Genomic DNA, 23,412 nt, shown 5'->3' with positions numbered 1-23,412 from the left:
AGGCGCCGACAATACGCCCGTTCCGGCCACGAGTTCGAGACATGAGCGGAGAAGAGATTTCGTCGCGACAGCCGATGCGACGCCTCGAAGCGAGCGTCCGTCGCTTCGGGCGCGATCGCAGCGCGGCGCTCGCGGTCGAGTTCGCGATGGTGCTCGTTCCGATGCTCGGACTGCTCGGAGCGATTTTCGAGACCGGCATCGTCTATTTCAAGAGCCAGCAGCTGCAGGTCGCCACGCAGCATGCGAGCCGCGCCGTGCTGACGCACAGCCTCGGCAATATGACCTATCAGAACTTCATCGACAAATATGTCTGCACCTGGCAGGCCTCCGGCGTTGTGGCCGCGGGCACGCTGAGCAAATCCTTCGATTGCTCGAAGATTCTCGTCGACATTGCCGACGTCGGCAATGGCACGGGCTGGTCGAGCGCATCGACGTCGAACGCCTTCTATCTCAATCCCCCCGCCTCGAGCTCGACGATCACAATGCCCGCCTCCGGCCATGTCGCCGTGGTGCGCATCGTCTATCCGCTGCCGGCGGTGACGGCCATTCTCACCGGGGGCGTATTGAAGGGCATAACGCTCGGCAAGACGACCGGAGGAGAGGTCGCCTACAGCAATCTCTGGACGCATCTTCTGTTCGGCGTCGCCGCGTTTCGCGTGGAGCCGACATGAGCCCTCGCTCCGCGCCGCGCCGCGGCCTGCGCGCGATGCTCGCGCAGGAGAAAGCCTTCGCAGCGGTCGAATTCGCGCTGATGCTGCCGCTCGTCCTCGTCATCTATCTCGGGCTGGCGGAGCTGGCGCTCGGGCAACGCGCGAGCCAGAAGCTCGATCTCGTCGCGCATACGCTCTCCGATCTCGCCGCGCAGCAATTGACCGGCGGCTCCAATTCCGGCCAGGCCGGAATGGACGAGACGACGATTCAGGCGATCTTCTCCGCCGCGACGACGCTGCTGTCGCCGCTGCCGACGACCAATCTCAAAATGACGATCTCGGAAGTCGTGATCTCCGCCGACGCGACGCAGACCAGCGGCTACAAGGCGAGTGTGAGCTGGACCATCGCCAAGAATTCCGGCACGCTGCGGCCCTGCAAGATCAATAGCGTCGCCAAGCTCAACGCGGCCGATGTCGCGCCCGTCGATCCCAATTCCATGCCGACGAGCTATACGAGCGCGAAATCGGTGACGCTGGCCAACGCCGGCGGCGGCTCGACGACGACGAGCGTGACGCCGACCATCGGGGCGATCATCGTCGCCGATGTGGTCTATTCCTATCAACCTTCTTTCAGCCGCACGATCACCTGGCTGAAGACGTCGGCGCCGACGATGTCGCGCACCAGCTATTCGCCGGTGCGCAACACCTACAGCCCCAATCACATTCAATATTACATGACGAGCGGAACCAATTGCTCGACCACGCCCTGAGCGATCAGATCGTCTGATTATAGGCGCCGACTTCCGGATTCTCGCGCAGCACCGCGTCCACAGCGTGGAACATCTCGCGCATGCGCACCTCGGAGACCGGGCTCTCGACGACAACGACGAGCTCCGGCTTGTTGGACGAGGCGCGCACCAGGCCCCAAGTGCCGTCCGCGGACGTCACGCGCACGCCGTTCACCGTCACGAGATCGCGAATCTTCTGCCCGGTGAAGGGGACGCCATCGGCCTCCATCTTCTGGAAGCGCGCGATGACCTTGTCGACGACGCCATATTTCGTCTCGTCGGCGCAATGCGGCGACATGGTCGGCGAGCCCCAGGTCTTGGGCAGCGCGGCGTAGAGATCGGACATGGTCTTGCTCGGATTGCGATCGAGCATCTGCAGCACATGCACCGCCGTCAGCAGGCCGTCGTCATAGCCGCGGCCGACCGGCGCGTTGAAGAAGAAATGCCCGGACTTCTCGAAGCCCGCGAGCGCCTTCAGCTCGGTGACGCGGCGCTTGATGTAGGAATGGCCGGTCTTCCAATAATCGGCCTTCACATTGCGCGAGAGCAGCTCCGGATCGGTCGCGAACAATCCCGTCGATTTCACATCGACGACGAAGGTCGCGCCCGGATAGAGCTTGGAGAGATCGCGCGCCAGCATCACGCCGATCTTATCGGCGAAAATCTCCTCGCCCGTATTGTCGACGACGCCGCAGCGATCGCCGTCGCCATCGAAGCCGAGCCCGACATCGGCGCCGCTCTCGCGCACCTTGTCGGCCATGGCGTGCAGCATATGGAGGTCTTCGGGGTTCGGATTGTAATGCGGGAAATTATAGTCGAGCTCGGTGTCGAGCGGCACGACCTCGCAGCCGATGCGCTCCAGCAGCTGGGGCGCGAAGGCGCCGGCCGTGCCATTGCCGCAGGCGGCGACCACTTTCAGCTTACGGGTGAGTTTCACGCCCGAGGCGAGATCGTCGAGATAGCGGGCGCCGAAATTATCGACATAGCGATAGGAGCCGCCCTCGGCGAAGCGGAAGGCGCCGGCGAGCACGATCTCCTTGAGGCGCGTCATCTCCACGGGGCCGAAGGTGACGGGACGCTGCGCGCCCATCTTCACGCCGGTCCAGCCATTGTCATTGTGCGAGGCGGTGACCATGGCGACGGCCGGAACGTCCAGCGCGAATTGCGCGAAATAGGCCATGGGCGAGAGCGCGAGGCCGATGTCGTGCACGCGCACGCCCGCCGCCATCAGGCCGGAGATCAGCGCGAGCTTGATGGAGGCGGAATAGGCCCGATAATCATGCCCGGTCGCGAGCTCCAGCGGCACGCCCATCTCATGGAGCAGCGTGCCGAGACCAAGGCCCAGCGCCTGCACCCCCATGAGGTTGAGCTCCTTCTCGAACAGCCAGCGCGCGTCATATTCGCGAAAACCAGTCGGCTTCACGAGCGGCGTCGTCTCATAGGCGTAGGTGTTCGGGGCGAGATCGGAAACGGGGGTCGGAAACATTGCATCTCCTAATGGGCGAACCTCGGGTGGCAAGGACATAAGGGAAAAACGCCGCCGCGCCAAACCATGGGACGGCGCCCTCCCCACGATCCTCCGCTCGCCGCCGCCGAGGCCGCCGCGACGACGGGCGAGCGCCGCGCCGCCGTCCCGTCTTAAAACCCATATATCCGATGCATTAATTGGTAATATTCTGCTTCGGCCAGCTTCTGCGACAAGCCGGCGCGTGTCTATCGTCGTGATTTAGGCGGCCGTCCGTCGATAGCCGGCGGCCGCGCGTGATTGACAATAATATAAATTATATCGATTATATATGCTAATAAAAAGCCGGAGAGCACGCATATGACGGTTTTGCGTCAACGAGTTGAAAAATATCGAAAATATTTGTTGTCCAATGCGTCGCTCGCTCCCTATGCGCTCGCCGGCTGTCTCGCCTGCGGCGCGGCCTTCGCGGAGGAGGCCAAGCCAGAAAGCGCTCAGATCGCCGATGTCGAGGTCGGCGGCTGGACGGCCGACTACAGCCGTGAGCAGGCCAAGGCGCAGGAGGCGCCGCGCTCTGTCACAGTGGTGAACGCCAAGACCATTCAGCAGGAGCATCTCATCTGCCTGGACGATTTCGCGCAGAAATTGCCGAACTATCGTCCGAACTCCACCACGCCGCACGCCTCGCGCGCCGCTATACGCGGCATAGGCATCGGCAGCGGCACCGGCGTCGGCTCGCAATCGGCGACGGATTTCAAGGTCGACGACGTCTCCTGGATCTATCCGGGCTTCCAATGGGGCGATTACATCGATCTGCAATCGATCGAGGCGGCGCTCGGGCCGCAGGGCACGGCCGGCGGCAAGAACTCCACCGTCGGCGGCATCGTGCTGAGGACGCAGCTTCCGTCTTTCGATCGCAGCGCGCTCGTCGAAACCTCCTATGGCAGCTATGGGCGCACGACCACCAAGCTCAACGCCACCGGCCCCATTGTCGACGACACGCTCGCCTATCGCCTGACCGGCTATTTCGACAGAGACCACGGCTATATCCACGACCAGATCACCGGAGCCGGTTACGCCAATTACAATCGTTGGGGCGTGCGCGGCCAATTGCTCTATGTCGGCGAGGCGATCACCGACCGGCTGATCTTCAGCTACAGCCATTCGGACGAATATAACGAATACACCACCAATGGCGGCCCGATCGGCGATTTCACGCCGATCTATGCGAATGGGTCTTTCGCCTCCAGCAGCTTCACGCAGAATGTCTGGAAGCGCCTCGGCCGGCTCGTGCTCTCCTATGATCCCTACAAGCCCTATCTCTCGCGCGAGGGAACCGATCCGTCGCGCACGATCATGGTGACCAACAAGCTCGACTGGCAGATCGGCGATTACACTTTCACCTCCATCTCCGCCTATGGCTTCAGCCGCAATCAGCAGCACGGCTATCGCGACGACAATCAGGAGCTGACCATTCGCTATGGCGGCATGGACACTTATGTCGGACAAGGGTCGCAGGAATTCCGCCTGACATCGCCGAAGGACCAGCCGCTCGAATGGCAGATCGGCCTCTACGCCCTCTACGAAGACGCCGCCAATCAAATGCATCACACCAATTTCGGCGCCGACGCCGCCGCCTGGTACAGCAATCCGGCGGCCCTTCCCGGCATCACCGACTGGTGGTACACGAAATCGGTCGATTTCCAGATCGCCGGCTTTGGACAGGCGACCTATCATCACGACGACAAATTGGCGGTGACATTCGGACTGCGCGACAGCTTCGACGCGCGCGAGGGCTCGGTCTCGCATCTTCCTGCGGTCTACTACAATTCGCCCTATACGGTGGCGCAGCAGACGACGGCGATCATCAACGCCGGCGGATGGGGCTTCGCCGACACGGGCGGCCAGACGAAAGAGCTCAACTCGCTCGCCGGCAACATCAATCCACAATATAAATACAGCGATAACATCCTCGCCTATGCCCTCGTCGGCCGCGGCCAGAAGGCCGCCGCCGTCAACACCAGCGCCAATCCCATCTATGTGAACGGCGTCTTCAACCAAACCCCGCCCCTCTTCACCAAGCCGGATTATTCCTGGTCCTATGAGGTCGGCCTCAAGACCAATTGGTTCGACAACACGCTCATCGCCAATGTGAACCTCTATTGGAACGACGTCTTCAACTTCCAGACCACGCAGAACAAGTCGACGACCGACAGCACCGGCTCGCCGGTCAGCGTCTCCTATCTCGGCAACGCCGCTCACGTGCGGCTGCGCGGCGTCGAGTTCGAGACCCGCTGGAGCCCCATCGAGAAGCTCTGGCTCAATGTGACGGGAGCCTTCACCGACTCGCGCTATGTGTCCTATCCGGACGCCGCGCCGCCTACCGACTGGGTGTGGCCGAAAACGGCGGGCTCCATCGCGGCGCCGACGCAATTGTCGCTGTCCAACACGCGTTTCACCGGCATTCCGATGTGGGCGTTCAACGCGGGCGCCAATTACGAGCGGCCGATCGGCGCCGCCTTTCGCGACTTCGGGCTCGATCGCGGGCTCGTGGCCTTCGGCTACGCCAATGTCGCCTATTACGGCAAGAATCAGCTGACCAATCCCTGGTCCATCATCCAATATTGGCAGCCGGCCTATGCGCTCGTGAATCTCGGCGCAGGCCTGCGCACGGATGACGGAGGCTACAGCCTCACATTCTGGGCGAAGAACATCGCCAATGTGCGTCCCTGGACGAGTTGGGCTGCAACGACCCCTTCGGCGCCGATCACCGTGGGCCTCACCACCCAGCCGGTGACCTATGGCGGCACGTTCCAGGTGAAATTCGACTGACGATCGAATTCGGCCAAGGAGGCGGCGGCCCGCCTCCTCCTCTCGCACATCGCGAATGCGACGCCCCGGAAAAAAAAGCGCGGCGAACCATGATGGTTCGCCGCGCCGGCCGCCGGAGCGCGCATGGGGGGGCGCGCCCGGCAAGCTCGTTGACGCTCGAGCGTCTTTTCATGTTTCATGGAAACATGAAAAGACCCCATGCTTCTGTTTTGACGCGTTTCCAACGCCGAACCGGCGTCCACTTCGGCTGGAAACGCTCTAGAGTGTTTTCGAGCGAAGTGGGAACCGGTTCGCGTGAAGAAAACACGACCGAACAAGGAGATCTAGAGTCATTCCGGTTCAATCTGAACCGGAATGACTCTAGCGTCACAAAGTCTTTTCGAGGAGATCGGCGATCTTCTCGGGATCGGTGGTGCCGACGAGCCGTCCGGTCTCACGCCCGTTCTTGAAGGCGATGAGCGTGCTCTGATTGGTGACGGCGAAGGTCTTCACGACATTCTTCTGCTTGTCGAAATCGACTTCCAGCACCTTCAGGCCGTCGAATTTCGCGGCGCTCTCGAGCTCGTTCAAAATCACCTTCTGCTTCTTGCAGACAGGGCACCAGGACGCATGAATCTCGACGAGAATCGACTGTCCTGCGCTCTGCGCGGCGCCGAACGCCTTGGAGGTGAAAGGATGCTTTTCGGCCGCCCCGGCCGCCTGGGTCGAAGCGAGAAGAACGACCGCCGCCGCGAGACGCGGAAATGACCACATGATGTTTTGCCTCCCTGCTCCTTTTGGCGCGATAGCGCGACTTCAGCTTTAGGCCCGGATCTCGTTTTAGTCAATAAATTCGATCGGATTTAAATAGTATCGTATTGCGAGCATCCAGCGCCGCCGCTCGATTGCGCATTCGGGACGCCTGGGCGATCATCGGCGGGAGCGATCGCCGATCGGAGGATTCGCATGACCGAGCGACAGCCCTATTCGCCTCTCGCCAAGGCGCTGCATTGGATCATCGCCGCTCTGGTGCTGATTTCCCTGCCGATCGGCGTCGTTATGGCCGATCTCCACGAGGGGCCGCTGCAGGACAATCTCTTCGTGCTGCACGAATCCGCGGGGCTCGTCGTGCTGGCGCTGATGCTTCCGCGCCTCGCCGCACGGCTGCGCCGCCGGCCGGGAACGAGCGAGAATCTGACGCCGACCGAGCGGCTCGTCGCGAAAGCGACGCATCGGACGCTCTATCTGCTGCTGGTCGCGACGCCGATCGTCGGCTGGCTGGCGCTGTCGGCCTATGGCCTCGGGCCGAGCTTTTTGTGGCTCGGCCATCTTCCGGCGCTCGCGCAAAAGGACGAGCCGCTGTCGAAACAGCTCTTCGAGATCCATGAGGTTCTGGGCTGGACGGTGCTGGCGCTGATCGCGCTGCACATCGCCGGCGTCATCCGCCATCGCATCGCCGGCGACGATGTGGTCTGGCGCATACTTCCGACATCGTGGCGCAAATAGCGAAACCGCCGGGCGGGGACGGCCGCAGCGCCCCCGCCGCGAGCCTCACGCATGGCCTTGCGCTGGAAAATACAGCCGATACACATTCTGCCCCGGCGCCACGACCGAGGTTTCCCGCCGCACGACGATCTTCGTATCGGAGTCGGGACCGATGGTGTCGCCGTCGCTCAGCACATCGCCGGATTCGATCAGAAAAGCCGCGAGATCGAGCAGAAAGCCGTTCAGCTCGCGCGGATCTTCGTGGTAGCCGCGCGTCTCGATCTCCATCAGGCCGAAAGAGTTGAGCCCTTTGGTGATCGCCGAGACGCCGCCCTCGGGGTCGCGGCCGAGCGCGATGGCGACGCAGAAGGGAACCGGCGGCTCATCGCCGCCTTTCGACACCACCTCGGCGACGAGCGCGGCGGGCCACAGCGCGTCGGAGCCGGCGAAATGCACCGCGCAGGCCGCGGGCGTCGCCTCGATGACCGCCGCCACCGCGCGGCCAAGCAGGCGCGCGCGGCTCTTGGCGTCGGCGCCGCCGGTCGCCGCGACGACCACATGCGCCGCATGGCCCTCGATCGCCGGCCAGACCTCCGGCCAATGCCAGGCGTAGGCGACGCAGGGATCGTCCTTCGTGATCGGCGCCGGCTCGCTCACGCCGCCGATCGCCGCCATCCCGCCCTCGACCACGAACACGGCCGCGCCGCCGGCGACGCCTGTCTCGGGAGTCTGCGCCTGCGGCAAATGCCGCCGGATCGCGCCGCTGAGCGCCTCCCCCTCGGGAAGCAGCCCGTCCTTCGAGAGAACGAGCGCGAGCATTGTTTCATTGGGGGCGGCCATTTAGGGGCTCCGGGTGAAAGGTGTGAGTGACCCGCCATTTGCTCGGCGAGAAACGCCATTGGGAACGTGCCATTTTCTAGCACAGACGGCGCCACGGCCGTAAATCGGCGCGCGAGTCGGGCTCGAGCGCGGCGTCCTGTTCGCCAAAGCACCCGCGTTTTTGCTCGAGCTCGGCTAAATCGGCCGCGCGAGCACATCCCAATGCCCGATCTCGCATCCCGTCGCCGCACGCCGGGCGCGACGCCAATCCTCGATCTTTTGCGTGGAAACCTCCCCCGTCTCCGCGACGGCCGCCGCCGAGCCCTCGGCCAGCGCCTCGATCAGCGGCCTATCCCCTGCCCCGAGCCGCCAAGGGCTCGGCACCGTCTCGACGACATAGCCCCAGCGCTCGAGGGCGTCTCGCAGCAGCCCGGCGGCGCGAGGGCCGGCGGCGGGTCCAAAACCCTTGTCGCGCGCCTGATGGCGGTGGAAGGCCGCCAGCATATCGGCGTCGGCGGCGTGCGGCGGCGTCCAGCGCTCCTCGCCGGAATAGCTCAGTATCGCATAGAGCGGCAGGCGGCGCGCCGCGATCTGCTCCGCAAACCCCTCGAGCCATTGCGCCGAGACGAGATCGAGAAAGGCCGCCGAGGTCACGAGGTCGATCTCGCCCTCGAGCGCTCCCGCGCCGACCGAGAGATCGGCCGTCCGGAACTCCACCTCCAAGCGCCGCGCGCCTTTGGCGAGGAGCAGCGGGTTGTCGCCCTCGACCGCATCCGCCCAGCCGACGAGGCGCGCGCTCGCCGCGGCGAGCAGAGCCGGATCATGATCGACGAGCAGCCATTTCTGGCGCGCCGGCAGATATTCCGCGAGGCCGCGCAGATTGGAGCCGGCGCCGCAGGCGAGATCGACGATCGTCAATCTTTCGCGATCCGCGAAGGCATGGGAAACCGCGTCGCGCAGGGCGACGTTACGCGCGGCGTGATCGGCGCCTTCGCGCAGATCGAGCCATTCGGCGGAAAAACCACTCATGCGAGCGCTTTCGCGACATTGGCGATGATGCGAGCCGTCTCGTCCCAGCGCGGCAGCGCCTGCCCTGCCCGCCAGGAGGCCTCCGAGAGCCGCGCCCGCAAAGCCGAATCCACGATGATCTCGCGCAAGGCGTTGCGCAGCGCCTCGATTTTGCCCGGCGGAATTTTCAGCGCTGCGGAATCGGGGATCGTCTCGCCCGCCGCGCCGCCTGTCGTAGCGACGATCGGCAAGCCGCGGGCGAGCGCCTCGGCGAGCGCCATCCCATAGCCCTCATGGAGCGAGGAGGAGACAAAGACATCGGCGCTTCGATAGGCCGCCTCGAGCGCATCGCCCGACAGCTCGCCGAGCAGCGCGATTCGCCCGCCGAGCCCTTTCGCCTCGATGAGCTGGGCGAGATCGGCGGCGGTCTGCGACGCATGGCCGGTCCCGCCCGCTATGGCGAGGCTCCAGTCGAGGTCGGCGAGGCCGGCGAGCGCCTCGACCAACAGATCAAAGGCCTTGCGCGGAATGATCGAGCCGACGGCGAGCAGCGCCGGCGCGCCGCCGGACCCCACCGCCCGCGGCGCCGGATCGGTCCCCGGCGGGGCGATGGTGAGCTTGCGCCGGGGCAGGCCGAAGTCGCGGATGAGCGTCTCGCCCGTATGCGCACTGGTGGCGATCACATGGGCGGCGAGCGCCATGGCGCGGCGCTCGCTCTCGCGCAGCGTGGCTGCGCGGGCGGATGAAAGCCCCGCCTCGAGGCAGAGCGGATGGTGGCAGAGCGCGACGATCGGCGCGCGCATCGCCGCGATCGTCGCTTCGGCGAGCGCGCCATAGGCGAGGCCATCGACGAGGGCGATGTCCTCCGCCGTCAATAGACGCCCGAAAATATCGCCGACGGCGGCGTCATCCTCCACTGTGGGATGTGGAAAACCGCCCGGGAGCGCCAAATGGACCGCCTCGACGCCCTGCCCGGCAAATTCCGCCAGCACGCGGCGGTCATAGCCATAGCCGCCGGTTCTCGCTTCCATGTCTCCGGGAATGGCGAAGAGGAGACGCCTCACACCGGTCCCTCGAACCAGGCGCGGGCGACATGGGATTCGTGCAGCGTCACGCGAATGCGTGAAATCCCCTCCCCGCCCGGCCCCAGCGCCCCCGAGCGGGCGGCTCCGGCCATCGCATCGAATATGTGTCGCGAGAGGAATTCGGTCGTCGTCTGCCGACCTTTGAACTGCTCGATCTCGTCGAGATTTTGGTAGTTCAGCGGCGCGAGCGTCGCCTTCAACGCGTCATGGGCGCGGCCGATGTCGACGACGACTTCGTCGACGGTCAGCGTCTCCCGGAAAAAGGCGACATCCACGACGAAAGTCGCGCCGTGCAGGCGTTGCGCCGGGCCGAACAGCTCGCCTTTGAAACTATGGGCGATCATGATGTGGTCGCGGACTTCTACGGCGTACATTTTCTTTTTCTCCGTTCAATAGCGAAACAATGTCGCGAGACCTTTCGCTCCGGGCGCGAGAATGCGCTCCAACTGGCGCGGCGCGTCCTCGAAAGGAATTTCCTCCGTGATGAGCGCATCGAGGCGCGGATCGACGAGCAGCTCCAGCGCCTTGTCGAGCCGGCGCGCATAGCTCCAGCGCGGCCGCCGCGAGGGCGCCACTTGTCCGACCTGCGACGAGATCAGCCGCAGGCGATTGGCGTGAAATGCGCCGCCGAGCGGCGCCGCCACCTGCCCCTCGCCATACCAGCTCAATTCGACGATCGTCGCCTCCGGCCCGGCGGCGGTGAGAGACAGCGCCAGGCCCTCCGAGGAGGCGCTGGCGTGGAGCACGACATCGGCTCCAAATCCCTCCAGCGCCTCGGCGCCGACGAAGCGCGCGCCCAGAAGCTCGGCGACTTCGGCGCGGGACGCCTCGCGATCATGGATCAGCACCTCGGCGCCCGGCAGGCGCGCGGCGAGCGCGGCGACGAGCAGGCCGAGGACGCCGGCGCCGATAATGGCGATGCGGTCGCCGGGCCCCGCCCCCGAATCCCAAACGCCGTTCAGCGCCGTCTCCATATTGGCGGCGAGCGGGGCGCGGCGCGCCGGCGTCGCCTCCGGAACCGGCCGCAGCATGGCGATGGGCGCGACGAAGCGATCCTGATGCGGATGCAGGCAGAACACTGTGCGGCCGATGAGATCGGCCGGCCCCTCCTCGACGCGGCCGACGGCGCAATAGCCATATTTCACCGGAAAGGCGAAAGAGCCCTCCTGAAAGGGCGCGCGCATACGCTCCCATTCCGAGCGCGGGGCGCGGCCCTCGAAGACGAGCCGCTCCGTGCCGCGGCTGACGGCGCTCCACAGCGTCTGGACCAGCGCCTCCTCCGGCCCCGGCGGCGCGAGAGGCGAGACCCGCAAGGCCGCGGTCCGCGGCGCCTCGATCCACAAAGCGCGCGCCTCTTTCATACCAAGAAAGTAGGATTTTTGTGACTCGCCCAATTTACAAACCTCGTGCTTCGCGGATATTGCTAGAGCACGGCGGCGATGCGCGCCAGCCGATTTTCCTGCGCCCTGCATAGGAAACGACGACGCGAATGTCCGCCGCCGCCCCAGCCGGTCTTCAGAGCCGCGCCGAACTCTTCCGGCGACGCCTGCTGGTCGCCGCGATCAACGCCGCCGTCTATATCGCTCTGCTGATCTGGCTCGCCGATATTCTGGGGCAAGACGGCTGGAGCGTCATCGACGCCGCGATTCTCTTAGCCTTCGCCATTGCCGCGCCCTGGAGCGTGCTCGGCGTCTGCAATGCGGCGCTCGGCTTCTGGCTGCTGCATTTTCATCCCCGCCCGCTCGACAGCGTCGCGCCTTTCGCCCGCGCCGGCGAGACGCGGCGGCGGCTACGCGCGCGCACGGCCATTTTGCTGACGATCCGCAATGAGGACCCCGCCCGCGCTCTGGCGCGCCTCTCGGTCATGAAAGCCGATCTCGACGCGACCGGCGAAGGCGCCCTTTTCGACTGGTTCCTGCTGAGCGACACGACCGATGCGCGCATCGCCGAACAGGAAGAGCGCGAATTCGCCCGCTGGCGCGAGGCGGAAGGCGCGGAGGGCGCGCGCCTCCATTATCGCCGCCGCTCCGACAATAGCGGCTACAAGGCCGGCAACATCCGCGATTTCTGCGAGCGCTTCGGCGCCGCTTACGAATTCATGATTCCGCTGGACGCCGACAGCCTGATGGACGGCGCGACGATTTTACGCCTTTTGCGCATCGGCGAAGCCTATCCGCGCATCGGCATCATTCAGAGCCTCGTCGTCGGCGCCCCGTCGCGCTCGGCCTTCGCGCGCGTGTTTCAATTCGGCATGCGCGCCGGAATGCGCAGCTATACGATGGGCGCGGCCTGGTGGGGCGCCGATTGCGGTCCCTTCTGGGGCCATAATGCGCTGGTGCGGATCGCGCCTTTCGCGCAGCATTGCGATCTGCCGCGCCTTTCCGGCGGAGGGCATATTCTCTCGCACGACCAGATCGAGGCCGCGCTGATGCGGCGCGCGGGCTATGAGGTCCGCGTGCTGCCGGTGGAGAGCGGAAGCTATGAGGAAAATCCGCCGACGCTGCTCGAGTTCATGCGCCGCGATCTGCGCTGGTGCCGCGGCAATATGCAATATGTCGAGCTGCTCTTTCTGCCGGGGCTTCTGCCGATGAGCCGCTTTCAGCTCGTCTGGGCGATCAGCATGTTCATCGGCGCGCCGGCCTGGACGGCGATCATTCTGCTCGGCGCGCTGCTGCCGCTGGTTCAGGACGTCTCGACATTTCCGTCCGCCTCGGCGGCGGCTCTCTATCTTCTCTTTCTCGGCTTCTATCTCGCGCCCAAGCTCGCCGGCTACGCCGATATTGCGCTGACGCCGGGCGGCCTCGCGCGTTACGGCGGCGCGGCGCGCTTTCTGATCGGCGCCGGACTCGAGATCGCCGCCTCCTTCGTCATCGGCGCGGTCACGACTTTCGCCGTCACCTCGTTCCTGCTGCGCCTGCCTTTCGACAATGGCGTCGCCTGGGGCGCGCAGACGCGCGACACGCATCGTCTCGGCGCGTTGGAGACGGCGCGCGCGCTGTGGCCGCAATTGGCCTTCGGCGCCGTCACGCTCGCTCTCGCCACAATCGCGGCGCCGCGGCTGGCGGTATGGTCGGCGCCCTTGACCTTCGGCTATCTGGCGGCATTTCCTTTCGCGCTCGCGAGCGCCTCCCCGCGCCTCGGCGCCTGGTTCGCGCGGGCGCGCCTCTGCGCGATCCCGGAGGAGATCGACTCGCCGGCGATCATCGACGCTCTGCGCCTCGGCCAGAGGCGCTCGCTCGTCGACGTCCGCGAAAGGGTTGTGGAGCCGGCCTGACTCTGTCCGACCCCGCCCGGCCAGAGGACCTATCAATCGAGGAGCATGATCGCGACATGGCCCGTTTCCGATCCGATCGTCGCAGACAAGCGAAGAGAGTGCGCCGCCATGCATGACCGCCGGCGCGACGAGCTCAGAGCGAGGCTTTTGGTGCTGCGGTCCGACATCCGCCGTGACAGCGGGCAGACCCTGCGCGAGCGCCGCGATCTCGCTCCGCATCTCATCATCGTCTCGCGCAAGTCGGACGAAGAGGAGCCTCTCTCCGCGCAGCAGCGCATCGCAATCTCGATCGCCCTCGCCCTCGCGCTGCTGACGGGCGTCTCGGCGCTCTCCGACGCGGCGGCCAGTGCGATGGCGGCGATGGAGCCGCGCTCCGTCGCCGCCCTATCGGAACGGACGCGATCTCACTTCGGCTTCGGCCAATAGCCCTGCGGCGCGCCCGGCGCCCCGACCGGCGTCGTCTCCACCGGCCCTTCGCCGGTGATCTGGATGACGACCTCCTCCTCGCCCGCGCCGTCCCAGTGAACGCCGCCGGCCGGATGCAGCACATAGGAGCCCGCCGTCACCGGCCGCGCCTTCTTGAAATCCAGCTCCTCGCCGACGCCGTTCCACCATGTGCCCTTGACCACCACCGCATGACGATCCTGCGAATGGAAATGCGGGTTGGAATGATGTCCGGGCGGGAAGCGCACGCGCACGACATAGACGCCGGGCTTCGACGGATCGCCGAACAGCACCGCCTGGGCGGGGCCGATCCCGAGCGGGCTCTTGAATTGAACCTCATCGGCGGGCTTGTAGACGAAACTCTTTTCCGGCTCCGCGCCGATGGGCAGGGTCTGGCCGAAAACCGCCGTCGCTGCGGCGCCCGCGAGGAGAAATCTGAGCTTGGTCATGGTTTGCTCTATGGACGCCGTCGGGAAATGTCACAGTTCGGCCGCGTCTCGCCGACCATGAGCGCAGCATAGTCGCTAAAGCCTATAAGATAAATATGCGATTGAGCGCGCCTCTCGCTCGCGCGGCGCCGCAGCGCGCTCGCCGAGCTGCGACGCGGAGCCGCAGCCGAGCGAGGCATTTCGCGCCCTCGCGCCTCTGCGGCTATTTCCTGGCGCTATTGCGAAACCCTGTCGCAAACTCTAGTGTCGAAGCCGGTTCGAAACCCGGCGCCCATGCATGGCGGAACGCGGGAAGACAGCGCCCGCGGCCTTCGCCCTGCCGGGCGGCGAGGAGGAAACTCGAGGGAAATGAACAACAAGAACAACAAGGTCATTACAGCCGACGAAGCGATTGCGCTCATCAGCGAAAATGACGTTCTGACCACCACCGGCTTCGTCCAGAGCTGCATTCCCGAGGCGCTGCACGCCGCGCTGGAGAAGCGTTTCGTCGAGACCGGCGGACCGAGCGGCCTCACTCTGATCATGACCGCCGGCGCCGGCGACAGCAAAGGGCTCGGCACCGGCCGCCTGCATCACGAAGGCCTGCTGCGCCGGGTCATCGCCGGCAATTTCGGCCGCATGCCCAAGGTCGCCCAGGCCGCCGCAGAGAACAAGATTCTCGGCTACAACCTGCCGCAGGGCGTCATTTCCCAGCTCTATCGCGCCTGCGCCGCCGGCCAGCCCGGCCTCTTCTCCAAGGTCGGCCTCTATACTTATGTCGATCCGCGCTTCGGCGGCGGCCGCGTCAACGAAGTGACGACGGAAGAGATCGTCAAGCATGTCGTCATCGACGAAGAGGAATGGCTGTTCTACACGGCGACGAAGATCGACGTGGCCTTCATCCGCGGCACCAGCGCCGACCCTTCCGGCAATATCAGCATGGAGAAGGAGGCGCTGACGCTGGACGTGCTCGCCCAGGCCATGGCCGCGCATAATAATGGCGGCATCGTCATCGCGCAGGTCGAGCGCATCGTCGAGGCCGGCTCCATCCGCCCGAAGGATGTGAAAGTGCCGGGCATTCTGGTCGATTGCGTCGTCGTCGCCGATCAGCCCGAGCTGCACCGCATGAATTACGGCGTCATCTATAATCCGGCGCTGGCGGGCGAGATTCGCGTGCCGGTCGAGAGCATGGCGAAAATGACGCTCGACGCGCGCAAGATCATCGCGCGGCGCGCCGCCTTCGAGCTGCCGCCGAATGGCGTCGTCAATCTCGGCGTCGGCGCGCCGGAGGGCATAGCCGCCGTCGCCAATGAAGAGAAGCTCACGCCCTTCATCACGCTGACGACGGAAGCCGGCGCCATAGGCGGCGTGCTCGCCTCCGGCTCCTCCTTCGGCTCGGCAACCAACGCCGATTCGATCATCGACCAGAACACGCAATTCGACTTCTATGACGGCGGCGGTCTCGATATGACCTGCCTCGGCATGGCCGAATGCGACGAGCAGGGCAATGTGAACACCAGCCGTTTCGGCGGACGCCTCAACGGCTGCGGCGGCTTCATCAACATCAGCCAGAACGCCCGCAGCGTGGTGTTCGCCGGCACGTTCACGGCTGGCGGTCTCGATGTCGCGATCGAGAACGGCGAGGTCAAAATCCTCAAGGAAGGCCGCGCGCGGAAGTTTCTGAAATTCGTCGAGCAGGTGACCTTCAGCGGCAAATATGCGCAAAAGCGCGAGCAGCCGGTGATCTATGTCACCGAACGCTGCGTCTTCCAGCTGACGAAGGAAGGTCTCGAGCTCATCGAGGTCGCGCCGGGCATAGACATAGAGCGGGATATTCTTCCGCATATGGACTTCAAGCCGATCGTCAAGCATCCGATCCTGATGGACAAGCGCATCTTCGTCGACGAGCCGATGGGATTGATCTCCGATCTGCTCAATCTCGATCTGCAGGATCGCGTGAGCTATGACGCCGATCGCAATATTCAGTTCCTCAATCTCGAGGGCTGGAGCGCGCGCTCCAAGCGCGACATAGACGATCTGCGCAAAATGCTGATCGACGCTTGCCAGACGATCGGCAAGCGCGTCAATCAGGTCGTCAATCTCGACAATTTCCGCATCAGCGAACATCTCTACGATTACTATGCGGAGATGATCCAATATATGCTCGAGAATTATTATGTGACGACGACGCGCTACACGACGAGCGCCTTTCTGCGGCTGAAGCTGAAGGAGGCGCTGAGCAAGCGCGGCATCGCTCCGCATGTCTTCGAGCGCAAGGAGGACGCGCACAGCTTCCTCGAGGTGATCGGCGAAGGCTGAACGAAAACGAAGGAGCGCGAAGCCCCCTCCCCGACACTCCTCCGCATCGCGGGAGAGGGAGCTGGCTCCGCGCTGCCTCGGGGGGCTCGCGTAACGTCGGCCGCCCCCTCTCCCGCGGAGCGGGCTATCGGATTCACACATAGCGAAACCCAGCGGCTGTCATGGCCGGGCTTGTCCCGGCAATCCACGCCAAGCAGCTGAGAAATTTGAGGAAATCGCCGGATTTCGGCTTGCGTCGGGCGGGTTTGTGGCAGGGCCAGGTAGAGGTCGCCGGAACTTCGACATCACGCCAACCATCCGAGAAGCCTCGGCGCGTTGGCGTGGATGGCCGGGACGAGCCCGGCCATGACGTCGTGGGCGCGAGGATATGTGCATTCGATAGCGCGAAGCGGGGGAGGGTGAGGGAGGGGCCAGCCCGGCGCGCGCCGCTTCCGCTGCGCTTCGACATTCGGACTAGGCGCCGAACGCTCTCGATTCCGGCGCGCATTGCGCTACAATCTGCGAAATGTCGCGCCCTTCCTCCGCAGATTACGCCATCACGCCGCAGATCCTGCTGCGCGCCTATTCGATCGGCCTGTTTCCCATGGCCGAGAACGCCGAAGAGGAGCAGCTCTTCTGGGTGGACCCGCAAGAGCGCGCCATTTTCCCGCTCGACGCCTTCAAGGTCTCGCGCTCGCTCGCCAAGACGATCCGCTCCGATCGTTTCGAGGTCAGGGTCGATACGGATTTCGACGCGGTCATCGATGCTTGCGCCGCCTCCGCGCCCAAGCGCGAGAACACTTGGATCAACGCCGAGATCAGGCGCCTATACCGTGAGCTGTTCGACATGGGCTTCGCCCATACGGTCGAATGCTGGCGGGAGGGCAGGCTCGTCGGCGGCCTCTATGGCGTCTCCATGCGCGCGGCCTTTTTCGGCGAGAGCATGTTTCACCGCGAGACCGACGCCTCCAAAGTGGCGCTGGCGCATCTCGTCGCGCGGCTCGTCAAGGGCGGCTTCCGCCTGCTCGACACGCAATTCATCACGACGCATCTCGCCTCGCTGGGCGCGGTCGAGATCAGCCGCGACGCCTATCACGGCCTTTTGGAAGAGGCGCTGACCGCCCCGGCGCGATTCGCGGCCTGGCCGGACAATGCGCCCGTCCCCGGCCGCGAGATCGTCGCGATCCTGCGCCCCGAGGCGGAGATCAAAACGGAAATGGCGAAGGCGCCGTAGCAGGGGCCGGCGCCGACTGAGCCGGCTGCTTCTTTTTCTTCTTCTTGGGCTTTTCGGCCGGCGGCGCGGCTGCGGGGTCGGCTCCGTCCGGCGTCTTCGCGCCCTCGGGAGGGACCGAATCGCGCGGTCCGATCGGCGCGGCCTCGACCGGAACGGGCGCGACCGGCTCCACCTTGCGGGAGCGGGAGCGCTTTTTCTCGGGCGGAGCGGCCGCGGCGGGAGCGCCCGTCGCCGCGGCGGGATCGGCCGCCGGCGCCTGGACGATCTCCTTGCCGCCGCGACAATCGACGAGCCAGACGTCATAGACCGGATGCTCGACACCATGCAGGCCGGGGCTCGCCGCGAACATCCAGCCGGAGAAAATCCGCTTGGCGTCGTTTTTCCCAGTGTCCTGCTCGTCGACCTCGACGAAGCTCGTGGTCTGCGGCGCCTCGGTCTGCGGCCGCGTGTTGCAGACGCGCGGCGTCACCTGAAGCGAGCCGAATTGCACGGTCTCGTCGATGGCGACGTCGAAATTGATGATTCGACCGGTCGTCTTGTCGAGCCCGGCGAAGATGGCTGTCGGATTGCGAATGGGATCGGCCGAGGCCGCGCCGAGACCGGCGAGCATCGCGGCTCCGGACAAAGCGAAACGGAGGCGGAAGGGGCGGGAGATCATATCGGGTCGGTTTCCGATCTCTGGCTCGGGCCGGCCGCCCGCGCCTCATGCGCCGTCGTTGAATAGGAAGAGCGTGGCGGATCGATGGTCGCGGGCGACGCCGCGACCCGCGTTCACATCAGGGCTCGGGGGTCCAGGCCTGATAATCCCCGCCCGCCTTGGCGCGGACGCCTTCCGCCAGGATCGAGCCCGGAGGGTGATAGGCGGCGGAGGTGCCGGTCAGATTGGGGCGATAGGGCAGCTCCCATTCCTTCGGCTGGTAGGTCTCCTGCGTCGGCGGCGTGTCGACGATGTGATGCAGCCAGCCATACCAGCCGGGCGGCGTCGCCGAGCCCTCGGCATAGCCCTTGTAGATGACCCAGCGGCGCTCGAAGCCCAGCGCCTTGTCGATCTTGCCGCCGCGGCGGCGGTAATAGACGTTGCCGAACTCATCCGTCCCGACGCGCTCGCCATAGAGCAGCGTCCAGAGGCCGGTGCTGAGCGTCGCCCGATTCCACCAAGTGAAGAAGCGAATGATGTAGGACATGTCGGAAGCGTCCATCCCATGTTTGCGTGGCTCCTTATTGCGTCAAGACGGCGCAATGTCCAGTCGGGCGCGCCGCTCGGTCCCCCCGCGGCGATGCGCGACCTTTGCTTTTGGCGACGGTTCGTGGAAAAGGAGATATGTGACAGAATAACGACAGCCGCCGCGCCCTCGAAAGCGCACCGTAGAGAGCTGAAAATATTTGCTTTCGGCTCACGCGGGAGAAGAGCGTCGCGTCGAATTCCAAAGGGGCGGCCGCATGATTTCCAAAGGTTCGAGACTTATTCTTCACGCCGCGCTGGCGGCGATCCTTTCCGTGGGGAGCGCGCGCGCGCTCGACATTTCCGGCGCCGGAGCGACTTTTCCCCTGCCCGTCTACGCCAAATGGGCGCAGAGCTATTCCAAGGAGACCGGCAATCGGGTCAATTATCAGTCGATCGGCTCGGGCGGCGGCATCCGCCAGATCAAGGCGCGGACCGTCACTTTCGGCGCCTCCGACCAGCCGTTGTCCGCCAAGGAGCTCGACGCCGCCGGGCTCATCCAATGGCCGCAGGTCGTCGGCGGCGTCACGCCCGTCGTCAATATAGACGGCGTCACATCCGGCGGGCTGGTTCTCGACGGGACGACGCTCGCCCGCATTTTTCTCGGCGAGATCAAGGTGTGGGACGATCCGGCGATCCGCGCGCTCAATCCGAAAATCTCGCTGTCCGCGACTCCGATCGTCGTCGTGCATCGCTCGGATGGCTCGGGCACCACTTTCTGCTTCACCGATTATCTGTCCCGCGTCTCGGCGGATTGGAAGGCCAAGGTCGGCGAGAACGTCGCCGTGGAATGGCCGCTCGGCCTCGGCGCCAAGGGCAATGAGGGCGTCGCCAATAATGTCGCCAACTCCAAAGGCGCGATCGGCTATGTCGAATACGCCTACGCCAAGCAGAACAAGCTCGCCGCCGTCAGCCTGATGAACCGCGACGGCAAGATCGTCGCGCCGGGCAAGGAGAGCTTCGAGGCCGCGGCCGCCGCCGCCGATTGGGAGAGCGCGCCGGGATTTTTCCGCCTGCTCACCGAGCAGCCGGGCGCGGACTCCTGGCCGATCGCCGCCGCGACTTTCATCCTGCTGCCCAAGCAGCCGCAGGACGCCACTGCGGCGCTCGCAGCGCTGAAATTCTTCGATTGGGCCTTCTCCAAGGGCGCCGCAGCAGCCGAGGAGCTCGATTTCGAGCCTATGCCGGCCTCGGTAGTGGCGCTCATCCGCAAGAGCTGGGCGGCCAATGTGAAGGATGCGAATGGAAAACCGCTGATGAATTGACCATAAAGACGGGAGGGCCGACGCTCGGCCCTTTCATCGAGGGGGAGGCCGAATGGCGCAGACGATCTCCGCGAGATGCTGCGTCGTCGGCGGCGGCCCGGCGGGGCTGATGGCGGGCTTTCTGCTCGCCCGCGCCGGCGTCGAGACGATCGTCCTGGAAAAGCACGCAGATTTCCTTCGCGATTTCCGCGGCGACACGATCCACCCCTCGACGCTCCAACTGATGTTCGAGCTCGGCCTGCTCGACGCTTTTTTGAAGCTGCCGCATCGCAAAGCGTTTCAGGTCTCCGCCTGGGTGGGAAGCCGCAAATTCGTCGTCGCCGATTTCCGGCGCCTGCCGACCTTGTGCAAATTCGTCGCCTTCATGCCGCAGTGGGATTTTCTCGACTTCATCGCCGGCGAGGCGAAGAAGCTGCCGAATTTCCGCCTGCTGATGAAGACCGCCGCCGATGGCCTCATCGAGGAGGACGGCCGCGTCACCGGCGTGCGCGCGTCGGGGCCGGAGGGAGCGATCGAGATTCGCGCCGATCTCACGATCGCCGCGGACGGACGGACCTCGCTGCTGCGCGAAGAGGCCGGCCTCGCGGTGGAGGATTTCGGCGCGCCGATGGATGTGCTGTGGTTCAAGCTGCGGCGCGCGGCGGATGATCCGGAGGAGACATTCGGCCGCGCCGCGCCGGGCCGCATGGTCGCGATGATCGAGCGCGGCGCCTATTGGCAGATCGGCTATGTCATCCCCAAAGGCGGCGCCGAGGCGCTGAGGCGTCGGCCGCTCGACGAATTTCGCGACGCCATCGCCGATAGCGTTCCCTTTCTCGCCGATCGGGTCGAGGATCTGCAAGACTGGGAGGACGTCAATCTACTCACCGTGCAGGTGAATCGGCTGACGAAATGGAGCCGGCCCGGCCTGCTCTGCATCGGCGACGCCGCCCATGCGATGTCCCCGGTCGGCGGCGTCGGCATCAATCTCGCGATCCAGGATGCGGTGGCGACCGCCAATCTGCTCGCCGAAAGGCTGCGCGGGGGGACGCTGCGCGACGAGGATGTCGGGGCGGTCCAAAGGCGCCGGGAGCTTCCGGCGCGAGTCACGCAGCGGTTGCAGCTGTTCATTCAGAATCGGGTGATTCGCAGCGTGCTCGCCGCGGACGCGCCGTTCGAGCCGCCGCTGGCGCTGCGTCTTCTGGACGTGTTCCCGGTTCTACGGCAGTTGCCGGCGCGATTGATCGGCATGGGCGTGCGGCCGGAGCATGTCAATTCATCGCGCGGATGAACGCGCCGAAGGCCCGCGGCCCGTCGCCGGTCTTGACCTTGGCCACGACCTTCAGGCTGTCGGCGGCGATCGACCAGAACTCATTGGTGAACCAATTGGCGACATAGATCGTCTTGCCGTCGCGGCTCGCCCCTATGCCTTCCGGATATTCGCCGACCTTCACCTGCGCCACTGGCGCGAAGCTCGTCAGATCGAAGACGCTCACCGCCTCGGCATATTGGTCGGTGACGAAGCCCCTGCCCTGCGCCAGCGCCACGCAATAGGGCCGCTTGCCGACCTTCACCGTGGCGATCACGCGCCGCGTCGAAAGGTCGATGACGCTGACATCGTCCGATTCGACATTGGCGGTGTAGGCGCGCTCACCCTTGGCGTCGATGGTGACGCCGAAAGGATGGCGGCCGACCTCCAGCTCCCCGCGCTTCTCGAAAGAGGCGGCGTCGACAAAGGCGATTTTATTGGCGTCACGAATCGCGACGAGGATCGTCTTGCCGTCCGGCGTCACCGCGACGCCCGAGGGGGTGGAGCCGACTTTCGCCGTCGCGACGACGCCCGAATCGGGATCGACCGCGAAAAGCCGCTGCTCATACATGTCGGCGACATAGACGCGGCCGCCGTCCGGCGCGACAGCGAGGCCGAGCGGGCCGCCCTCGAGCGGGATTTTGCGCAGCACGCGGCGCGCGCGCGTGTCGACGACGGAGAGAAATTTGCCTTCGGGACTCGTCACATAGGCGCGGGCGCCGTCAGTGGAGACGGCGACGCCCGCCGGCTTGCCGCCGATCGGCAGGGTCGCGGCCGGCGCCATAGTCGCAAGATCGACGATGGTGAGATCGCCGCTGCCCTGATTGGTGACGAAAGCCTCGTCTGCTTCCGCCGGCGCGGCGAGAGCGAGCCCGAGAAGGGCGGCGCGCGCCGCCCTCCCCCAGGATTTGGAGATCACTTGCCTTCGACCTTGGCCTTCAGAGAAGCGAGGCCGGCCTTGTAGAGATCGGTCACCGCCTTCAGCGCCGCCTCGTCGGAGAGCTCCGGCGGCGGGTCGTTGTTCGGGAAACCGCGGTAGAAGGCCCCCTTCCATTCCACGACGCTCTTGTCGCCCTGCGGCTTCACCGTCAGCGTCGACGAATAATTGTTCACCGGCAGGATCTTCACATCGACCTTCTCGATGCGATAGGCGAGCGAGAAATCCTTGGCGTCATATTTGGTGAGCAGCTCGTCGATCTCGCCGCCATTCTTCAGCGTGAGGTGTCGGGTCGCCTTGTCGGGCGTGTTGTCGCCCGTCCCTTCCGTCTTGGCGACGGGGGGAAGCCAGCTCAAATCCTGGAAATTGCCGACAATGGCCCAAACCTTCTCCGCCGGGGCGGCGATCTCGATCGTCTCCGTCACCTTCTGGCGGGAGGGGCCGTGGGCCAGAGCGGCCGACGAGGCCAGAGCGGCGAGCGACAAGCAGGCCAGGAACCCCCGGCGCGCGACGACGAATGACATGAGTAACCTCCTGAAGGCCTTTTGGCGCCTATTGCCCCGGCGCCGCCGGCGCGCAACTAACTCCTCGGCGCCCCGCCGCGTCAAGACGAGGAAAGTCGACCGGGAGAATCATCCCGATCGCCCGCCCCCTTGCCGAAAATGGCGCACGCGTCGACCCCGACAGCCGAGCCCGAGTCGGCTTCTCCCCATAATCCACGACTTTTGGCAACATATTGTCAGTAATTTAATTTCTCACACTATATATTGATAGCGACTTGACGACGTTCTCGGAGTGACGCACTCTTGGAGTGTCACCTATGACGCAGCGGCGGAAGATCGAAGAGGCCCGGCATCGCGCCCCTGAGGGGCGGCGTTCGTCTCATCGCTCGTCCGCGCTGCGCGCCTTGT

The 23,412-nt window shown here is 65.2% G+C and carries 22 protein-coding genes; 10 read left to right on the top strand and 12 right to left on the bottom strand.

Translation table 11 applies throughout. The features are described 5' to 3' along the window. The first annotated feature begins 146 nt into the window (after positions 1-146). Both AC6IY7_RS16265 and AC6IY7_RS16260 read left to right on the top strand, forming a co-directional pair. A complete protein-coding gene (locus AC6IY7_RS16265; protein ID WP_497780453.1) occupies positions 147-671 on the top strand; it encodes a TadE/TadG family type IV pilus assembly protein in 525 nt (174 codons plus the stop codon). Then, on the top strand, positions 668-1,420 hold the full coding sequence (locus AC6IY7_RS16260) for a TadE/TadG family type IV pilus assembly protein (RefSeq protein ID WP_497780452.1): 753 nt from the start codon (positions 668-670) through the stop codon (positions 1,418-1,420). The genes AC6IY7_RS16265 and AC6IY7_RS16260 overlap by 4 nt, the downstream gene beginning before the upstream one ends. Before the next feature lie 4 nt (positions 1,421-1,424). On the opposite strand, the gene AC6IY7_RS16255 is transcribed toward AC6IY7_RS16260, so the two are convergent. Then, positions 1,425-2,924 carry a phosphomannomutase/phosphoglucomutase gene (locus tag AC6IY7_RS16255; RefSeq protein WP_497780451.1) on the bottom strand — a complete coding sequence of 500 codons (1,500 nt, stop codon included), beginning with the start codon at positions 2,922-2,924 and terminating at the stop codon, positions 1,425-1,427. A gap of 384 nt (positions 2,925-3,308) precedes the next feature. Here AC6IY7_RS16255 and AC6IY7_RS16250 point away from each other — a divergent pair, with 384 nt between their 5' ends. Then, complete coding sequence (locus AC6IY7_RS16250) at positions 3,309-5,735, top strand: TonB-dependent receptor (protein WP_497780450.1); 2,427 nt, start codon at positions 3,309-3,311, stop codon at positions 5,733-5,735. Between the two features lie 366 nt (positions 5,736-6,101). On the opposite strand, the gene AC6IY7_RS16245 is transcribed toward AC6IY7_RS16250, so the two are convergent. Further along, positions 6,102-6,488, bottom strand: coding sequence for a thioredoxin family protein (locus AC6IY7_RS16245; protein WP_497780449.1), 387 nt, complete (start codon positions 6,486-6,488; stop codon positions 6,102-6,104). A gap of 192 nt (positions 6,489-6,680) precedes the next feature. Between AC6IY7_RS16245 and AC6IY7_RS16240 the strand changes: the two genes are divergently transcribed. Then, entirely contained in the window at positions 6,681-7,220 is a 540-nt protein-coding gene (locus tag AC6IY7_RS16240) for a cytochrome b (protein ID WP_497780448.1), read from the top strand. Between the two features lie 45 nt (positions 7,221-7,265). Here AC6IY7_RS16240 and AC6IY7_RS16235 read toward each other — a convergent pair whose 3' ends face one another. The 5 genes from AC6IY7_RS16235 to AC6IY7_RS16215 form a co-directional block, all read right to left on the bottom strand. Further along, positions 7,266-8,039 (bottom strand): DUF4261 domain-containing protein, encoded by a 774-nt coding sequence (locus AC6IY7_RS16235; protein ID WP_497780447.1) that lies wholly within the window; start codon positions 8,037-8,039, stop codon positions 7,266-7,268. Between the two features lie 174 nt (positions 8,040-8,213). Further along, positions 8,214-9,047 carry a class I SAM-dependent methyltransferase gene (locus AC6IY7_RS16230; protein WP_497780446.1) on the bottom strand — a complete coding sequence of 278 codons (834 nt, stop codon included), beginning with the start codon at positions 9,045-9,047 and terminating at the stop codon, positions 8,214-8,216. Then, the gene (locus AC6IY7_RS16225) at positions 9,044-10,057 is read right to left on the bottom strand and encodes a glycosyltransferase family 4 protein (RefSeq protein ID WP_497780445.1); all 1,014 of its coding nucleotides are present in this window, start codon (positions 10,055-10,057) and stop codon (positions 9,044-9,046) included. Before AC6IY7_RS16225 ends, AC6IY7_RS16230 begins: the two co-directional genes overlap by 4 nt. A gap of 29 nt (positions 10,058-10,086) precedes the next feature. Further along, positions 10,087-10,485, bottom strand: a complete 399-nt coding sequence (locus tag AC6IY7_RS16220; RefSeq protein WP_497780444.1) for a 6-pyruvoyl trahydropterin synthase family protein — start codon at positions 10,483-10,485, stop codon at positions 10,087-10,089. Positions 10,486-10,500: 15 nt separating this feature from the next. Then, positions 10,501-11,472 (bottom strand): zinc-dependent alcohol dehydrogenase, encoded by a 972-nt coding sequence (locus tag AC6IY7_RS16215; protein WP_497782861.1) that lies wholly within the window; start codon positions 11,470-11,472, stop codon positions 10,501-10,503. Positions 11,473-11,600: 128 nt separating this feature from the next. Between AC6IY7_RS16215 and mdoH the strand changes: the two genes are divergently transcribed. Continuing rightward, positions 11,601-13,385 carry a glucans biosynthesis glucosyltransferase MdoH gene (gene mdoH, locus AC6IY7_RS16210; RefSeq protein WP_497780443.1) on the top strand — a complete coding sequence of 595 codons (1,785 nt, stop codon included), beginning with the start codon at positions 11,601-11,603 and terminating at the stop codon, positions 13,383-13,385. A gap of 45 nt (positions 13,386-13,430) precedes the next feature. Then, positions 13,431-13,811, top strand: a complete 381-nt coding sequence (locus AC6IY7_RS16205; protein WP_497780442.1) for a hypothetical protein — start codon at positions 13,431-13,433, stop codon at positions 13,809-13,811. Here AC6IY7_RS16205 and AC6IY7_RS16200 read toward each other — a convergent pair. Further along, positions 13,790-14,278: a cupin domain-containing protein gene (locus AC6IY7_RS16200; protein ID WP_497780441.1), complete on the bottom strand. Its 489-nt coding sequence runs from the start codon at positions 14,276-14,278 to the stop codon at positions 13,790-13,792. The genes AC6IY7_RS16205 and AC6IY7_RS16200 overlap by 22 nt on opposite strands. A 348-nt stretch (positions 14,279-14,626) precedes the next feature. On the opposite strand from AC6IY7_RS16200, the gene AC6IY7_RS16195 reads away from it, so the two are divergent. Both AC6IY7_RS16195 and aat read left to right on the top strand, forming a co-directional pair. Beyond that, positions 14,627-16,576 carry an acyl CoA:acetate/3-ketoacid CoA transferase gene (locus tag AC6IY7_RS16195; protein ID WP_497780440.1) on the top strand — a complete coding sequence of 650 codons (1,950 nt, stop codon included), beginning with the start codon at positions 14,627-14,629 and terminating at the stop codon, positions 16,574-16,576. Positions 16,577-17,081: 505 nt separating this feature from the next. Continuing rightward, positions 17,082-17,789, top strand: a complete 708-nt coding sequence (gene aat / locus AC6IY7_RS16190; protein ID WP_497780439.1) for a leucyl/phenylalanyl-tRNA--protein transferase — start codon at positions 17,082-17,084, stop codon at positions 17,787-17,789. Here the strand turns inward: aat and AC6IY7_RS16185 are convergent. Together AC6IY7_RS16185 and AC6IY7_RS16180 are read right to left on the bottom strand one after the other, a co-directional pair. Further along, entirely contained in the window at positions 17,761-18,399 is a 639-nt protein-coding gene (locus AC6IY7_RS16185; protein WP_497780438.1) for a DUF2155 domain-containing protein, read from the bottom strand. The genes aat and AC6IY7_RS16185 overlap by 29 nt on opposite strands. Positions 18,400-18,565: 166 nt before the next feature. Then, positions 18,566-18,973: an NADH:ubiquinone oxidoreductase subunit NDUFA12 gene (locus AC6IY7_RS16180; protein WP_497780437.1), complete on the bottom strand. Its 408-nt coding sequence runs from the start codon at positions 18,971-18,973 to the stop codon at positions 18,566-18,568. A gap of 256 nt (positions 18,974-19,229) precedes the next feature. Here AC6IY7_RS16180 and pstS point away from each other — a divergent pair, with 256 nt between their 5' ends. Then, the gene (gene pstS / locus AC6IY7_RS16175) at positions 19,230-20,276 is read left to right on the top strand and encodes a phosphate ABC transporter substrate-binding protein PstS (RefSeq protein WP_497780436.1); all 1,047 of its coding nucleotides are present in this window, start codon (positions 19,230-19,232) and stop codon (positions 20,274-20,276) included. 52 nt (positions 20,277-20,328) lie between these two features. After that, a complete protein-coding gene (locus AC6IY7_RS16170; RefSeq protein ID WP_497780435.1) occupies positions 20,329-21,546 on the top strand; it encodes an FAD-dependent oxidoreductase in 1,218 nt (405 codons plus the stop codon). On the opposite strand, the gene AC6IY7_RS16165 is transcribed toward AC6IY7_RS16170, so the two are convergent. Together AC6IY7_RS16165 and AC6IY7_RS16160 are read right to left on the bottom strand one after the other, a co-directional pair. Then, entirely contained in the window at positions 21,527-22,483 is a 957-nt protein-coding gene (locus AC6IY7_RS16165) for a YncE family protein (RefSeq protein WP_497780434.1), read from the bottom strand. The genes AC6IY7_RS16170 and AC6IY7_RS16165 overlap by 20 nt on opposite strands. Beyond that, positions 22,480-23,025, bottom strand: coding sequence for an SRPBCC family protein (locus AC6IY7_RS16160; protein WP_497780433.1), 546 nt, complete (start codon positions 23,023-23,025; stop codon positions 22,480-22,482). Before AC6IY7_RS16160 ends, AC6IY7_RS16165 begins: the two co-directional genes overlap by 4 nt. Between the last annotated feature and the right edge of the window lie 387 nt (positions 23,026-23,412).

The organism is Methylosinus sp. is20ea (assembly GCF_059718135.1).
The sequence above is the reverse complement of the archived record's forward strand: the minus strand, read 5'-3'. Positions and strand labels throughout refer to the sequence as shown.

Excerpts from the sequence above, each read along its gene's own strand:
- AC6IY7_RS16170 (WP_497780435.1), top strand. The coding sequence starts at position 20,329 with ATGGCGCAGACGATCTCCGCGAGATGCTGCGTCGTCGGCGGCGGCCCG.
- AC6IY7_RS16255 (WP_497780451.1), bottom strand. The coding sequence starts at position 2,924 with ATGTTTCCGACCCCCGTTTCCGATCTCGCCCCGAACACCTACGCCTAT.
- AC6IY7_RS16200 (WP_497780441.1), bottom strand. The coding sequence starts at position 14,278 with ATGACCAAGCTCAGATTTCTCCTCGCGGGCGCCGCAGCGACGGCGGTT.
- aat (WP_497780439.1), top strand. The coding sequence starts at position 17,082 with ATGTCGCGCCCTTCCTCCGCAGATTACGCCATCACGCCGCAGATCCTG.
- AC6IY7_RS16205 (WP_497780442.1), top strand. The coding sequence starts at position 13,431 with ATGATCGCGACATGGCCCGTTTCCGATCCGATCGTCGCAGACAAGCGA.
- AC6IY7_RS16220 (WP_497780444.1), bottom strand. The coding sequence starts at position 10,485 with ATGTACGCCGTAGAAGTCCGCGACCACATCATGATCGCCCATAGTTTC.
- AC6IY7_RS16260 (WP_497780452.1), top strand. The coding sequence starts at position 668 with ATGAGCCCTCGCTCCGCGCCGCGCCGCGGCCTGCGCGCGATGCTCGCG.
- AC6IY7_RS16195 (WP_497780440.1), top strand. The coding sequence starts at position 14,627 with ATGAACAACAAGAACAACAAGGTCATTACAGCCGACGAAGCGATTGCG.
- AC6IY7_RS16215 (WP_497782861.1), bottom strand. The coding sequence starts at position 11,472 with ATGAAAGAGGCGCGCGCTTTGTGGATCGAGGCGCCGCGGACCGCGGCC.
- AC6IY7_RS16245 (WP_497780449.1), bottom strand. The coding sequence starts at position 6,488 with ATGTGGTCATTTCCGCGTCTCGCGGCGGCGGTCGTTCTTCTCGCTTCG.
- AC6IY7_RS16230 (WP_497780446.1), bottom strand. The coding sequence starts at position 9,047 with ATGAGTGGTTTTTCCGCCGAATGGCTCGATCTGCGCGAAGGCGCCGAT.
- AC6IY7_RS16180 (WP_497780437.1), bottom strand. The coding sequence starts at position 18,973 with ATGTCCTACATCATTCGCTTCTTCACTTGGTGGAATCGGGCGACGCTC.
- AC6IY7_RS16225 (WP_497780445.1), bottom strand. The coding sequence starts at position 10,057 with ATGGAAGCGAGAACCGGCGGCTATGGCTATGACCGCCGCGTGCTGGCG.
- pstS (WP_497780436.1), top strand. The coding sequence starts at position 19,230 with ATGATTTCCAAAGGTTCGAGACTTATTCTTCACGCCGCGCTGGCGGCG.
- AC6IY7_RS16160 (WP_497780433.1), bottom strand. The coding sequence starts at position 23,025 with ATGTCATTCGTCGTCGCGCGCCGGGGGTTCCTGGCCTGCTTGTCGCTC.
- AC6IY7_RS16265 (WP_497780453.1), top strand. The coding sequence starts at position 147 with ATGGTGCTCGTTCCGATGCTCGGACTGCTCGGAGCGATTTTCGAGACC.
- AC6IY7_RS16240 (WP_497780448.1), top strand. The coding sequence starts at position 6,681 with ATGACCGAGCGACAGCCCTATTCGCCTCTCGCCAAGGCGCTGCATTGG.
- AC6IY7_RS16185 (WP_497780438.1), bottom strand. The coding sequence starts at position 18,399 with ATGCTCGCCGGTCTCGGCGCGGCCTCGGCCGATCCCATTCGCAATCCG.
- mdoH (WP_497780443.1), top strand. The coding sequence starts at position 11,601 with ATGTCCGCCGCCGCCCCAGCCGGTCTTCAGAGCCGCGCCGAACTCTTC.
- AC6IY7_RS16235 (WP_497780447.1), bottom strand. The coding sequence starts at position 8,039 with ATGGCCGCCCCCAATGAAACAATGCTCGCGCTCGTTCTCTCGAAGGAC.